This is a genomic window from Providencia rettgeri, from assembly GCF_041075285.1.
Taxonomy (GTDB): Bacteria; Pseudomonadota; Gammaproteobacteria; order Enterobacterales; family Enterobacteriaceae; genus Providencia; species Providencia rettgeri_G.
This window is the reverse complement of the sequence record NZ_CP163512.1, coordinates 2,658,950-2,672,088: the sequence shown is the minus strand read 5'-3', so window position 1 is coordinate 2,672,088 and position 13,139 is coordinate 2,658,950. Positions and strand designations below refer to the sequence as shown.

Below are 13,139 nucleotides of genomic sequence, written 5' to 3'. Positions count from 1 at the left end.
CTGTTGCCTAAAACGTACCATGCCTAATTTAGGCGATCGATATAAAAATAGGCGCTTTAGAGACAATCAGTAAAAAACAGACCCTATTGTGTCCTTAAATGTGAATAATGGCGCTTATTGTAGCAGAGGTTCGTTTGGATTAACGGTAGCCTTTTGTGCCATTTTGTCTCAATTTTACTAAACATTACTTCATCTAAGATTAAAAAACCTTAAAAACAGTTTTAATCCACAATTATTTCCTTAAGATGGAAATTAATGGGTTTGGAGAATGCAATGACAAATAAAATAGAACAACCAATTACATTTGGCAAAAACGATGTTGAAATTATATCCAAGCGTAAATTATTTAACGGTTTTTTTCAAATGATTGAGTACCGATTTCGCCACCGACTGTTTGCAGGTGGATGGAGTAATGAAATTCGTCGTGAGGTGTTTGAACGTGGTCACGCAGGGGTCGTTTTACCCTATGATCCGCAAACCGATAATATCGTGCTAATAGAACAAATTCGTTTTCCAGCGATTGAAACCAGCGAAACCCCATGGTTACTCGAAGCGGTAGCAGGAATGATTGAACAAAATGAATCCCCTGAAGAGGTTATTCGCCGTGAAGCAATGGAAGAAGCTGGTCTTGAGATCCGCCATGTAGAAAAAGCCATTAGCTACCTTTCAAGTCCCGGCGGTACGACCGAACGCATGCACGTGTTTATCGGTGAGGTAGATAGCAGCCAAGCAAAAGGTATTCACGGTTTAGCCTCAGAAAATGAAGATATCAAAGTGCACGTTGTCAGCCGAGAACAGGCTTATCAATGGGTAGAAAACGGCACCATTGATAACGCAGCAACAGTGATTGCTATCCAATATTTACAGCTCAATTATCAAAAACTTAATGAAAAATGGATGAAACTGTTTTAAATAACAATTAATCTAGTGAAGTGTGTGCTGATTAGCAGATATTGAATTAATTATTCGTCATACTCCAATTACTCGTCATACTTCAAGCTGCAAGTGTGTTGGCTTCACTTCGCCACCCAAGTCACATACTTATGTATGCTCCTTGGGATGGCTTCGATTGCCGCCTGCTTGCAACTTGAATTATTTAGAGTAATTCAGTGAATAGAAGAGTAATTCAGTGAATAGAAGAGTAATTCAGAGAATGGAAAAGAGCGAGTTAGGGGTGAAGACATAGCGCGATAAAGTCAGCGCAAGTGTGTTGGCTTCACTTCGCCACCCAAGTCACATACTTATGTATGCTCCTTGGGATGGCTTCGATTGCCGCCTGCTTGCAACTTGAATTATTTAGCGTAATTCAGAGAATGACTTAGAAAGTCATCAAACAAAATTTTACAACAAGCTGCAAATCCTGTTGAGATTTTGTATAGTTTTAACGAATAGAATAGATTAGAGCATAAACAATTTTACGGAAAAGGAAGACTTTTGGATAGCCAGCTTGAAGTGACTGCAAAGCACTCTAATGTTGTGAGAATTTTACAGGTTACTGATACGCATCTGTTTGCTGATACAGAAAACACCTTATTAGGTGTGAATACCTATCGAAGCTATCAGGCTGTACTTGACGCGATTGCAGCGCAAAATCTCCCGATTGACCTGATTGTTGCAACAGGGGATTTGGTTCAAGACCAATCACCGCAGGCTTATCAACATTTTGCAAAAGGCATTGAACGTATTCCTGCCCCTTGTGTTTGGCTCCCCGGAAATCATGATTATCCACCCGCAATGGTCGAAAGTCTGCGAGTGGCTGGAATTTCGAGTGCGAAACAAATTTTAATCGGCAAAGAGTGGCAAATTCTTATGCTTGATAGCCAATTGCAAGACGTGCCTCATGGGGAGCTTTCTGAGCAACAGTTAGAATGGATGAAAGCCTGTTTAGATGCTGAGCCGCAACGCACAACATTAGTGATGCTTCACCATCATCCCCTACCGTCAGGTTGTACATGGCTCGATCAACACAGTTTAAGAAATTCGCATATCCTAGCCGACTATTTGAAAGACTATCCGAATGTGAAAGCGATGCTCTGTGGGCACATTCATCAGGAAATGGATGAAAATTGGCACGGCATTCGTTTACTGGCGACACCATCAACTTGTGTGCAATTTAAGCCCCATTGTACGAATTTTGCTTTAGATACGGTGGCGCCAGGTTGGCGATATCTCGAATTAAGCGTCAATGAAAAAGGGCAAAGGCATGTCACAACCACGGTACATCGCTTAGATACACGTGAATTTAGCCCTGATCTAGACTCAGACGGTTATTAATTCACGATGGCCACGTTACTCTACATTCATGGTTTTAATAGCTCGCCGTTATCGGCTAAGGCTAATAGCTTAAAGCAATGGATTGAAGCCAATCATCCACATATCAATATGATTGTGCCGCAACTGCCTAATTTCCCAGCACAAGCCGAAGCGATGTTGGATGACCTTATTCAACAACATCGACATGATCATATTGGTTTGGTAGGCTCATCTCTAGGCGGTTATTTTTCGATTTGGTTTTCTGAGCGTTATCAACTCCCGGCAGTGGTGGTAAACCCTGCTGTACGCCCGTTTGATTTGCTGAAAGATTATTTGGGTGACAATACTAATCCCTATACCCATGAACACTATGTTCTGGAGCCAAAACATATTGATGAGTTGAAATCACTGTATATCGAGCAACTTTCAGCACCGCATCGAATTTGGCTGTTACAACAAATGGGCGATGAAGTACTTGATTATCGCGAAGCTGTTACCTATCTTTCAAAGTGTAAACAGACTGTGGAACCTGACGGTAATCATGCCTTTATCGGTTTTGACGCTTACTTTTCTCAAATTGTCCATTTTCTTCAATTGGTAGAGAAATAGTGCTAAAACGCATGAACACTGTTATTATCACCAGTAACTCACTGATTGAATAGTTCAATTAATCACCTATTACCGCAGAATGACAACATGACTCAATCTAGTTATAACGCAGAGGCTATTGAAGTCCTCAGTGGTTTGGAGCCTGTTCGCCGTCGTCCGGGGATGTATACCGACACCACGCGACCGAACCATTTGGCTCAAGAAGTAATTGATAATAGTGTCGATGAGGCGCTTGCTGGGCACGCGGGGCACATTGAGGTTATTTTATACGCTGATCAATCCCTTGAGGTAATTGATGATGGGCGTGGAATGCCTGTCGATATCCATCCAGAAATGAAGGTCTCAGCGGTTGAATTGATTTTAGGTCAGTTACATGCTGGGGGAAAATTCTCCAATAAAAACTACCAATTTTCAGGTGGTTTGCACGGTGTGGGTATTTCTGTCGTCAATGCGTTATCAAAGCGTATTGAGGTAACTGTGCGCCGTGATAGTCAGGTTTATCAGATAGCCTTTGAAAATGGCGATAAAGTCGAAGATCTACATGTTATTGGCACTTGTGGAAAGCGTAACACAGGTACCAGCGTGCATTTTTGGCCCGATGAAAGCTATTTTGATAGCCCCAAATTTTCGGTTTCTCGTTTAACGCATAACTTAAAAGCCAAAGCGGTTTTATGCCCTGGTGTGAAAATCACGTTTAAGGATCAGCTCAATAATACCGAGCAAAGTTGGTGCTACAGTGATGGGTTAACAGATTACTTAATGGAGTCTGTTGATGGTTTAGAGACCTTGCCAGAAAAACCGTTTACCGGAGAATTTTCCAGTGAGACGGAAGCAGCACAATGGGCCCTTTTATGGCTACCGGAGGGCGGTGAATTACTCACTGAAAGTTATGTGAACTTGATCCCGACAGCGCAAGGCGGTACTCACGTCAATGGATTGCGCCAAGGCTTATTGGATGCGATGCGTGAGTTTTGTGAATTCCGCAATATCTTGCCGCGAGGTGTCAAATTATCTGCGGATGATATTTGGGAACGCTGTACTTATGTGCTTTCGGTTAAGATGCAAGATCCGCAATTTGCAGGGCAAACCAAAGAGCGTCTGTCTTCACGCCAATGTGCTGCCTTTGTTTCAGGGGGGGTCAAAGATGCTTTTAGCTTGTGGTTAAACCAAAATGTGCAAATCGCGGAACAACTGGCGGAAATGGCGATTTCAAGTGCCCAACGTCGAATGCGTGCGGCGAAAAAAGTGGTACGCAAGAAACTGACAAGCGGCCCCGCATTACCCGGCAAGTTGGCCGATTGTAGCTCGCAAGATCTAAGCATGACGGAATTATTCTTAGTAGAAGGGGACTCGGCAGGTGGCTCGGCGAAGCAAGCTCGTGACCGTGAATACCAAGCGATTATGCCGTTGCGAGGTAAGATACTGAATACATGGGAAGTCTCTTCTGATGAAGTGTTAGCTTCACAAGAAGTTCATGATATTTCTGTGGCAATTGGTATTGATCCCGATAGTGAAGATTTAAGCCAGCTACGTTACGGTAAAGTGTGCATCCTTGCGGATGCGGACTCGGATGGTTTGCATATCGCCACATTGTTGTGTGCGTTATTTGTCCGCCACTTCCCAACCTTAGTAAAAGCGGGGCATGTGTATATGGCAATGCCGCCGTTGTATCGTATCGATTTAGGCAAAGAAACCTTTTACGCACTAGACGAAAGCGAGAAAAATGCGGTTCTCGACAGATTAAGTCGTAAACGTGGGAAACCAAACGTTCAGCGCTTTAAAGGGCTGGGGGAGATGAACCCACTCCAATTGCGTGAAACCACGTTGGATCCCAATACTCGTCGCCTTGTTCAGTTGGTCATCGATGATGAAAACTACCAAGAAACTCTTGCCGTAATGGACATGCTTCTTGCGAAAAAACGCTCAGAAGATCGCCGTAATTGGCTGCAAGAAAAAGGCGATCTGGCTGAAATTGATGTCTAACATCCTGCGATAAAAAGAGTAAGGAACGAATTGAATGAGTGAAATTACTCATGATGGTGTGGAGCGTTTACCGCTTCATGCCTTTACTGAAAGCGCTTATCTAAACTATTCGATGTACGTCATCATGGATAGGGCGCTACCATTTATTGGTGATGGGCTAAAACCCGTTCAGCGTCGTATTGTGTATGCAATGTCAGAACTTGGCTTAAGCAATAGCGCAAAATATAAAAAGTCAGCGAGAACGGTTGGTGACGTATTAGGTAAATATCACCCACACGGTGATAGTGCGTGTTATGAAGCCATGGTCTTAATGGCTCAACCATTTTCTTATCGTTATCCATTAGTGGATGGGCAAGGAAACTGGGGGGCACCCGATGATCCAAAATCGTTCGCCGCAATGCGTTATACCGAATCACGTCTATCTAAATACGCAGAGGTTCTTCTCAGTGAGTTAGGCCACGGTACCGTTGATTGGGTTCCGAACTTTGATGGCACGATGAACGAGCCGAAAATGTTACCTGCGCGTTTGCCAAATATTTTGTTAAATGGGACAACGGGGATTGCGGTTGGGATGGCAACGGATATCCCACCACATAACGCCCGTGAAGTGGCAGATGCGTTAGTCGCATTACTGGAAAAACCGACCCTGAACCTCGATGAGATCATGGGGTATATTCCGGGGCCCGATTTCCCAACGGAAGCCGAGATTATCTCTTCCCGTGATGATATTCGTAAAATTTATCAAAACGGTCGTGGTTCTGTGCGTATGCGTGCTGTATGGGAAAAAGAAGACGGTAATGCAGTGATTACGGCATTACCTCATCAGGTTTCTGGGGCTAAGGTTCTCGAGCAAATCGCCAGCCAAATGCGAGCGAAGAAACTGCCAATGGTAGATGATTTACGAGATGAATCTGACCATGAAAATCCAACGCGTTTAGTGATTGTTCCCCGCAGTAATCGAGTTGATCTTGAACAGGTGATGACGCACTTATTTGCGACAACCGATTTAGAAAGAAGCTACCGCGTTAACCTCAATATGATTGGCTTAGATAACCGCCCTGCGGTGAAAGGCTTGGTTGAAATTCTAACCGAGTGGATAACTTATCGCCGCCAAACTGTGCGCAACCGCTTGAATCATCGTTTAGAGAAAGTATTAAGACGTTTACATATTTTAGACGGTTTATTAATTGCTTATTTAAACATTGATGAGGTTATCGAAATCATCCGTACCGAAGATGATCCTAAACCCGTTTTAATGTCCCGCTTTAATATTTCGGATACGCAAGCAGAGGCTATTTTAGAGCTGAAATTACGTCATTTAGCCAAATTGGAAGAAATGAAAATCCGTGGTGAACAAGACGAATTAGCAAAAGAGCGTGATGAATTACAAGCGATTTTAGGTTCTGAACGCCGTCTAAATACCTTAATTAAAAAAGAAATTCAGGCTGATGCGAAAGCTTACGGTGATGACCGTCGCTCTCCACTTCAAGAACGTGAAGAAGCAAAAGCTATGAGTGAGCATGAAATCCTCCCATCAGAGCCCATTACGGTTGTGTTATCTGATATGGGCTGGGTGCGCAGTGCAAAAGGTCATGATATTGAGCCAACCAACTTAAACTATAAAGCGGGTGATGGCTTTAAAGAGGCTGCTCGAGGTAAATCGAATCAAGCGGTGGTATTCCTCGATACCACTGGGCGTAGTTATTCCGTTGATCCATTGGAATTACCATCAGCACGTAGCCAAGGCGAACCTCTGACGGGTAAACTAACGCTACCGCCGGGGGCGACGATTGAGCATGTCTTAATGGCACCAGAAGAGCAAAAATACTTGATGGCGTCAGATGCAGGTTATGGGTTTATCTGTACATTCAATGACTTAGTAACGAAGAATAAGACAGGTAAGGCACTGATTTCATTACCTGAAAATGCCAAAGTATTGACGCCAATTGAGCTAGATAATGCACAAGAAGACTTGTTACTGGCAATAACCAAAGCAGGGCGTATGTTAATATTCCCTGTGGCAGACTTGCCTCAGCTTTCAAAAGGTAAAGGAAATAAGATTATCAATATCGCAACGGCACAAGCAGCAAGTGGCGACGATGTACTAACATGGTTGATGATTTTGCCTGTTGGTGCTTCAATGACATTGCATTTTGGTAAACGAAAACTGAAGTTTAAAGCTGAAGATCTACAGAAATACCGTTCAGAGCGTGGCCGTAAAGGGACTTCATTACCTCGTGGGATGCACAATATTGAACGTATTGATATTGAACCTGTAGAAAAGAATAACGAATAAAACAATCAATGCAATGGGTGCCCGATTAACGTGTCCAGTTGGCACCCAAAGTTAACATTCATTGCGGGGCGGTAGCGCCCCAACAATTTGGGGTTAGTATGTTAGCGCTTATTAGAGCGATTATTGTCATTATTTATACCATCCTTGTTTGTGTCGGCGGGGGGATCTACTGCTTATTTAGTCCACGTAATCCGAAGCACGTGATGACATTTGGGCATATGTTTGGGCGCTTATCCGTTGTTTTCGGAATTAAAATCGTCAATCGAGTGCCTAAGGAAGCCAAAAACTACGGTCCAAGTATTTATATTGGCAACCATCAAAACAATTATGACATGGTGACTATGTCAAATGGCGTTTTACCTAGAACGGTAACAGTGGGTAAAAAAAGCTTAGTGTATATCCCTTTCTTTGGTTTTTTATATTGGATCACGGGCAATATTTTGATTGATCGTGGAAATCGTTCAAAAGCGCATAACACGATTTCTCAAGTTGCCGATCAAATCAAAAAACGTAAGATTTCGGTCTGGATGTTCCCAGAAGGCACGCGTAGCCGTGGTCGCGGTTTATTACCATTTAAAACCGGGGCTTTTCATGCAGCTATTGCAGCTGGTGTGCCCATTGTGCCTGTGTGTGTATCAAGTACCCAGGGCAAAATTAAGCTAAACCGTTGGAATAATGGCTATGCTATCATTGAGATGCTAGATCCTATCGATACCTCAACCTATACCCGTGATCAGGTTAGGGAGCTAGCAGAGTATTGTCATTCCTTGATGGAAGCTAAAATCAAAGAGCTTGATTTAGAAGTTGAAGAATTGAATAAACAAGTTAAAAAATCGTAACTAATTAAAATTATTATAAAAAAGGAGCAATAAATTATCATCGCTCCTTTTTTATTATTAGAGTGCTCCCAACAGCTATTTTTCTCGCTTATTTTCTCCCCCCGATTAATTCATCATGCTATTTATATTTCCATTAATTAATTTTTTATATATTAGAAAGATATTTTTAGAATTTAACCTTTTTTCGCGATATCATGGCTCGCAAAATTAGCGAAGTATTAAATTGTTGTCTGTAAGTCGTATTATTACCAGCGCCAATCTAAAATTAGCCAATTGATAGGCTAAAAATTTCGAATATCTAATAATTAAATGCGCTGGAATGTTTATTTAGCGGAGAATTTATGTCATTCAATCGATGCCAAACCCTCGTTGCGGTAGGGTTGGCTCTGTGTATGTCCTATTTGCCAATGAGTGCCAGTGCTGAGAACTCCCGTGAACTCCCGGTGCCCCCATTGCTAGAGTCGCGCTCTGGGCAGCCCCTTTTTTTAACGTTGCAAAAAGTTCATTGGTCTTTTGATGGGAAATATTCTGCGGATATATGGGGGATCAATGGCTCCTCACCAGGTCCGACGGTGAAAGTCAAGAATGGTGATGACCTCAAACTAATATACAGTAATCGCTTGCCAGAAGCGGTTTCAATGACCATCAGCGGGCTACAAATTCCGGGGACGCAAATTGGCGGAGCCGCAAGGTTGATTTCACCTAATGCTGATTGGTCACCTGTGATCCCCATTCGCCAGAATGCTGCCACACTTTGGTACCATGCAAATACACAAGGGAAAATGGGACAACAAATCCATAATGGGTTATTAGGTATGTGGATCATTGAAGATGATGTCACAAAAAACCTCCGTTTACCTAATCATTATGGTGTAGATGATTTCCCGGTGATCATCCAAGATAAACGGTTAGATAACTTTGGTGTACCTGAGTATAAAGCCGATGAAAATGGTTTTCTTGGGGATACATTGTTAGTGAATGGCGTGCAAAACCCCTATATTGAAGTATCCCGTGGCTGGGTACGTTTAAGGTTATTAAATGCTTCAAACTCACGCAATTATGTAATGAAAATTAGCGATGGTCGTCCATTTGCTATGATTGCCTCGGATCAAGGCTTATTAACTGTTCCTGTGAATGTCCAAGAGTTGCCACTTGCTCCGGGTGAAAGACGTGAAGTACTCATTGATATGGCTAAAACGCAAGAGGTGACCATCACTGCGGGGGAGTCTGCTACGTTTATGGATAGACTAAAAGGGCTGTTCGAGCCTTCAAACAGTCTGATCTCGACAAATGTACTAACGATTAAAGCCACAGGTTTGATGTCACTCGTGACTGACGGATTACCAACACAACTGACGGAAGATAAGACGCAAGTCACTTCCAGTATTACACAAAGAGATATTCATCTAAATGATGGTTTTGGCATCAATAATGCTACTATTGATACTCAACGTGTGGATATCACTAGCCGTCAAGGAAATTGGGAGCGTTGGACTATTACAAGTAATGAGCCCCAAGCGTTTCACATTGAAGGCGTGCGCTTTAAAATTATTAATCGTAATGGGCAACCTACACCACCTGAAGACTATGGCTGGAAAGATACAGTGTGGGTTAATGGACGTACTGAGTTATTAGTGCAAATGATGCAGCCTTCATACAACCATTTTCCATTCCTCTTTTATAGCCAAAATTTGGAAAAAGCAGATTTAGGTTCAGCAGGACAATTGGTCGTTTCGCCACAAGAATAATTAAATGATTATGTTATCAATGAAAACCATGAAGGAGGTGACTATGCCAAACATGAAACCTAATACGTTAAATTTTCATATTAATGAGTTAGAGAGGTATTCGCTTCTCTAACCTAGGAGAAGTCATGGTAACACTCGTTGTTTTAACAACTGAAAATTGGGAAGATTGTGCTGATTTACAGGTTTCACAAGCACAATCCGCTTTTATTGCATCGAACCTTTATTCGATTGCAGAGGTGCAATTCTTAACGGGCTTTGTCGTTAAGGGGATTTGCCATCAAGGCGAAATGATTGGAATGGTAATGTATGGTATTGACCCAGATGATGGTAACTACTGGATTTACCGTTTTATGATTGATGAAAAACATCAAGGTAAAGGGTATGGAAAACAAGCAATGGCTTTATTAATAGCTGACATTCAGCATGCAAATACAGCGGATATTCCCTTCTTGATGGTTGGCTATCATAAAGAAAATACCAATGCGCATTATTTTTATCAAAGCGCAGGGTTTATTTCTCAAGGCTTGGCAGATTGGGGAGAACATTTAGCTCAATACCGATTAGCTTAAAAATGAAAGGTCGCATGAAAATTGCGACCTTTTAGACTGCTGACAAACATAACATGTTTGGCGGCAGGCTGGATAGGTTTTGAAAAAATAAGGAAAATCAATATATTGATTTTCGCCTGATAACACAAAGTGGGAAAAACAACGCTTTTATCCCACTTTGTCTACAACCTCACCACCTGCTATGCGGGTGGTTATGATGGGGAGTTATTAGCTCAATGCCACTCGAATGCCGAAAGCAACTAAGATCACGCCAAGGATCCTATCTACATATTTTTGTACTTTTGCTAATCCTTTTCTCACTGGAGCACTTTGAATAAGAAAGACCAAAATAGGCCAGTAAATAACAGCTAACCCCCAGATAATAAAGGCAAACCACAGTTTTTCACCAAATGTTGAATTGATGTCCAGTACTTGGGTAAATACGGCAAGGAAGAATAAGGTGGCTTTGGGGTTTAACACATTGCAGAGGAAACCTTGCATAAAGGCTTTTTTAAATGAAACCACCTCATGCTCAGTGGTATTTAAATCAACTAAATGGCCCGATTGAGGCAATAAGCTTTTGATCCCTATCCAAACCAAATAAGCAGCTCCTGCGTATTTTAAAATATTAAACAGCCATGGTGTGGTGGTAATGAGGACAGCAAGCCCTGCAACACAATAAGACATATGCAGGGCAATTGCGGCAATCACACCAAAGGCGGTCATTAACGCCGCAGAGCGTTGATATCGAGCGGCATTTTTCACAATAAGGAAGAAATCAGGTCCCGGTGAAAGCATCCCTAAAGCGGCAATGGTCGCCACCATAATACTGGTTTCGTACATGATAAATGTCTCTTTGTTTAGTGTTATTTTGGGTATTTGTAAGGTCTAATCATTATCTACTGAATGTCAGCCCCTTCAGAGAAGAAAACCGCCGCTTTTTCGATTTTTAATGTTATTTTTAGCCTTAAATTTATCAATTTGAGTATAAGTGATTCAAAGCTGTTTAAGGAAGTTTAAATTTAGTCGACGAAGCAAATCTCTTTCCGTATAGTGTGCTCAATTTTTATATTTTGCTTCTAAGGTGAGTAAATGAATATTAGCTTAATCGCAGCAATGGCGATCGATCAGGTTATCGGCATGGAAAAAGCGATGCCTTGGAATTTACCGGGGGATCTGGCGTGGTTCAAACGAAATACGTTAAATAAACCCGTGATTATGGGACGTGTGACTTATGAGTCTATAGGGCGTCCATTACCACAGCGAGTTAATATCGTGCTTAGCAGTCAGCCAGCTGGCGCGGATAATACAGTTATTTGGGTCACCTCTATTGAGGAAGCGCTCGCGGCTGCACAAGCGATAGAGGGCGTCGAGGAAGTAATGGTGATTGGTGGTGGTAAGGTTTACCAACAATTTTTACCGTTAGCGAATAAACTCTATTTAACTCATGTTGATGCGGAAGTGATTGGCGATACCCATTTCCCTGCATATGAGCCTGATGAGTGGGATTCTATTTTTACGGAATATCACGAAGCGGATGAAAACAATACGCACGGTTATTGCTTTGAGATCCTGACCAAAAGAGAATGATTTTTAATCGACTCCTAAAGCCAAAATGGCGCTTAATTGCGCCATTTGATATTTTGCTGGACTAAGAACCCTTGCGGCTCTTTTGATAGGATTTTTGCCGATGGTATTGTTTGGTTTCCCAATGGAGCAGCGTTAAATCGCCGCCCCAACAACAGCCGGTGTCCATGGCATACACATTATCGGGTGTGCATTTCCCTTCCAGTGATGCCCAATGACCAAAAAAGATGGCGTAATCGTTAGGAATTTGACTTGGCAAATCAAACCAAGGTTTTAACGGGGCAGGGGCTTTTTTGGGATTTTCTTTGCAGATCATATCCAATTGCCCATTCGGGAAGCAATAACGTAAACGAGTGAGTGCGTTGGTACTAAAGCGTAAGCGAGCCAGCCCCATTAAGCTATCAGACCAATTGTTTGGCATGTCACCATACATTGAATCAATAAATAAAGGGTATGCATCGCTAGAAAGCACTGCTTCAACTTCTCTTGCACACATTTTTGCCGTTTCGATATCCCATTGCGGTGTGATCCCTGCATGGGTCATGACCATTTTTCGTTCTTCATCTATTTGCAGCAGTGGCTGGCGCCGCAACCAATTGACCAACTCATCTAAATCAGGTGCATGCAATAATTCATCCAGATGATCCTTAGGTTTATTGCGGCTAATTTTGCAATAGATACCCAGTAAATGAAGATCGTGATTACCCAGTACTAAACGAGCTGAATTGCCAAGGCTTTTAACGTAACGTAAAACTTGCAGTGACTCTGCACCACGGGCGACTAAGTCGCCAGTTAGCCATAACGTGTCTTGTTGTGGATCAAAATTGACACTGTCCATCAATTCACGTAATTCACGATAGCAGCCGTGAATATCACCTACTATATATGTCGACATAATTAATTAATCAGTGTTGGAATTGCTAGACGAAAAGCAGGGATATCAACATGAAAACTATCCCCTTGTGTATTTATCATCACGTAATAGCCTTCCATTGTGCCCATTGGCGTTTCAAGAATAGCACCACTGGTATAGCGGTATTCAGTACCTGGTCGGATAATAGGCTGTTCGCCGACAACACCTTCGCCTTGTACTTCTGTTTTGTGGCCATCACTGTTAGTAATGAGCCAATAACGGCTCATGAGTTGAATAGGATCACGCCCTAAATTGCGGATGCAAATGGTGTATGCAAACACATATCTGGCAATATCGGGCTGTGACTGGCTCTCGATGTAGACACTCTGAACTTGGATGCTCACATTCGGCTCATTAAGCATA

General features: G+C 42.3%; 12 protein-coding genes. 9 read left to right on the top strand and 3 right to left on the bottom strand.

Annotated elements, in window-relative coordinates; all coding sequences use genetic code 11:
• The first annotated feature begins 273 nt into the window (after positions 1-273).
• The 8 genes from nudF (at position 274) to AB6N04_RS12060 (ending at position 10,297) form a co-directional block, all read left to right on the top strand.
• The gene (gene nudF, locus AB6N04_RS12095) at positions 274-912 is read left to right on the top strand and encodes an ADP-ribose diphosphatase (RefSeq protein ID WP_369308554.1); all 639 of its coding nucleotides are present in this window, start codon (positions 274-276) and stop codon (positions 910-912) included.
• Between the two features lie 522 nt (positions 913-1,434).
• The gene (gene cpdA / locus AB6N04_RS12090) at positions 1,435-2,274 is read left to right on the top strand and encodes a 3',5'-cyclic-AMP phosphodiesterase (protein ID WP_369308553.1); all 840 of its coding nucleotides are present in this window, start codon (positions 1,435-1,437) and stop codon (positions 2,272-2,274) included.
• 6 nt (positions 2,275-2,280) lie between these two features.
• The gene (gene yqiA / locus AB6N04_RS12085; RefSeq protein WP_369308552.1) at positions 2,281-2,862 is read left to right on the top strand and encodes an esterase YqiA; all 582 of its coding nucleotides are present in this window, start codon (positions 2,281-2,283) and stop codon (positions 2,860-2,862) included.
• 87 nt (positions 2,863-2,949) lie between these two features.
• Positions 2,950-4,845, top strand: coding sequence for a DNA topoisomerase IV subunit B (parE, locus tag AB6N04_RS12080; protein ID WP_369308551.1), 1,896 nt, complete (start codon positions 2,950-2,952; stop codon positions 4,843-4,845).
• 34 nt (positions 4,846-4,879) lie between these two features.
• A complete protein-coding gene (parC, locus tag AB6N04_RS12075; RefSeq protein WP_369308549.1) occupies positions 4,880-7,141 on the top strand; it encodes a DNA topoisomerase IV subunit A in 2,262 nt (753 codons plus the stop codon).
• A gap of 98 nt (positions 7,142-7,239) precedes the next feature.
• Positions 7,240-7,980 (top strand): 1-acylglycerol-3-phosphate O-acyltransferase, encoded by a 741-nt coding sequence (locus tag AB6N04_RS12070; RefSeq protein ID WP_369308548.1) that lies wholly within the window; start codon positions 7,240-7,242, stop codon positions 7,978-7,980.
• A gap of 341 nt (positions 7,981-8,321) precedes the next feature.
• Positions 8,322-9,728 carry a cell division protein FtsP gene (gene ftsP / locus AB6N04_RS12065; RefSeq protein WP_369308547.1) on the top strand — a complete coding sequence of 469 codons (1,407 nt, stop codon included), beginning with the start codon at positions 8,322-8,324 and terminating at the stop codon, positions 9,726-9,728.
• Between the two features lie 125 nt (positions 9,729-9,853).
• Positions 9,854-10,297 carry a GNAT family N-acetyltransferase gene (locus AB6N04_RS12060; RefSeq protein WP_369308546.1) on the top strand — a complete coding sequence of 148 codons (444 nt, stop codon included), beginning with the start codon at positions 9,854-9,856 and terminating at the stop codon, positions 10,295-10,297.
• 207 nt (positions 10,298-10,504) lie between these two features.
• On the opposite strand, the gene AB6N04_RS12055 is transcribed toward AB6N04_RS12060, so the two are convergent.
• Positions 10,505-11,119 (bottom strand): LysE family translocator, encoded by a 615-nt coding sequence (locus tag AB6N04_RS12055; protein WP_369308545.1) that lies wholly within the window; start codon positions 11,117-11,119, stop codon positions 10,505-10,507.
• 249 nt (positions 11,120-11,368) lie between these two features.
• Between AB6N04_RS12055 and folA the strand changes: the two genes are divergently transcribed.
• Complete coding sequence (gene folA / locus AB6N04_RS12050) at positions 11,369-11,866, top strand: type 3 dihydrofolate reductase (RefSeq protein ID WP_369308544.1); 498 nt, start codon at positions 11,369-11,371, stop codon at positions 11,864-11,866.
• Between the two features lie 61 nt (positions 11,867-11,927).
• Here folA and apaH read toward each other — a convergent pair whose 3' ends face one another.
• Together apaH and apaG are read right to left on the bottom strand one after the other, a co-directional pair.
• Positions 11,928-12,758 carry a bis(5'-nucleosyl)-tetraphosphatase (symmetrical) ApaH gene (gene apaH / locus AB6N04_RS12045; RefSeq protein WP_369308543.1) on the bottom strand — a complete coding sequence of 277 codons (831 nt, stop codon included), beginning with the start codon at positions 12,756-12,758 and terminating at the stop codon, positions 11,928-11,930.
• Positions 12,759-12,760: 2 nt separating this feature from the next.
• Complete coding sequence (gene apaG, locus AB6N04_RS12040; protein WP_369308542.1) at positions 12,761-13,138, bottom strand: Co2+/Mg2+ efflux protein ApaG; 378 nt, start codon at positions 13,136-13,138, stop codon at positions 12,761-12,763.
• Between the last annotated feature and the right edge of the window lies 1 nt (position 13,139).

Bases quoted from the DNA above. Each gene is read 5' to 3' on its own strand.
- nudF (WP_369308554.1), top strand. From the start codon at position 274: ATGACAAATAAAATAGAACAACCAATTACATTTGGCAAAAACGATGTT.
- ftsP (WP_369308547.1), top strand. From the start codon at position 8,322: ATGTCATTCAATCGATGCCAAACCCTCGTTGCGGTAGGGTTGGCTCTG.
- AB6N04_RS12055 (WP_369308545.1), bottom strand. From the start codon at position 11,119: ATGTACGAAACCAGTATTATGGTGGCGACCATTGCCGCTTTAGGGATG.
- apaH (WP_369308543.1), bottom strand. From the start codon at position 12,758: ATGTCGACATATATAGTAGGTGATATTCACGGCTGCTATCGTGAATTA.
- parE (WP_369308551.1), top strand. From the start codon at position 2,950: ATGACTCAATCTAGTTATAACGCAGAGGCTATTGAAGTCCTCAGTGGT.
- AB6N04_RS12060 (WP_369308546.1), top strand. From the start codon at position 9,854: ATGGTAACACTCGTTGTTTTAACAACTGAAAATTGGGAAGATTGTGCT.
- apaG (WP_369308542.1), bottom strand. From the start codon at position 13,138: ATGCTTAATGAGCCGAATGTGAGCATCCAAGTTCAGAGTGTCTACATC.
- AB6N04_RS12070 (WP_369308548.1), top strand. From the start codon at position 7,240: ATGTTAGCGCTTATTAGAGCGATTATTGTCATTATTTATACCATCCTT.
- parC (WP_369308549.1), top strand. From the start codon at position 4,880: ATGAGTGAAATTACTCATGATGGTGTGGAGCGTTTACCGCTTCATGCC.
- yqiA (WP_369308552.1), top strand. From the start codon at position 2,281: ATGGCCACGTTACTCTACATTCATGGTTTTAATAGCTCGCCGTTATCG.
- folA (WP_369308544.1), top strand. From the start codon at position 11,369: ATGAATATTAGCTTAATCGCAGCAATGGCGATCGATCAGGTTATCGGC.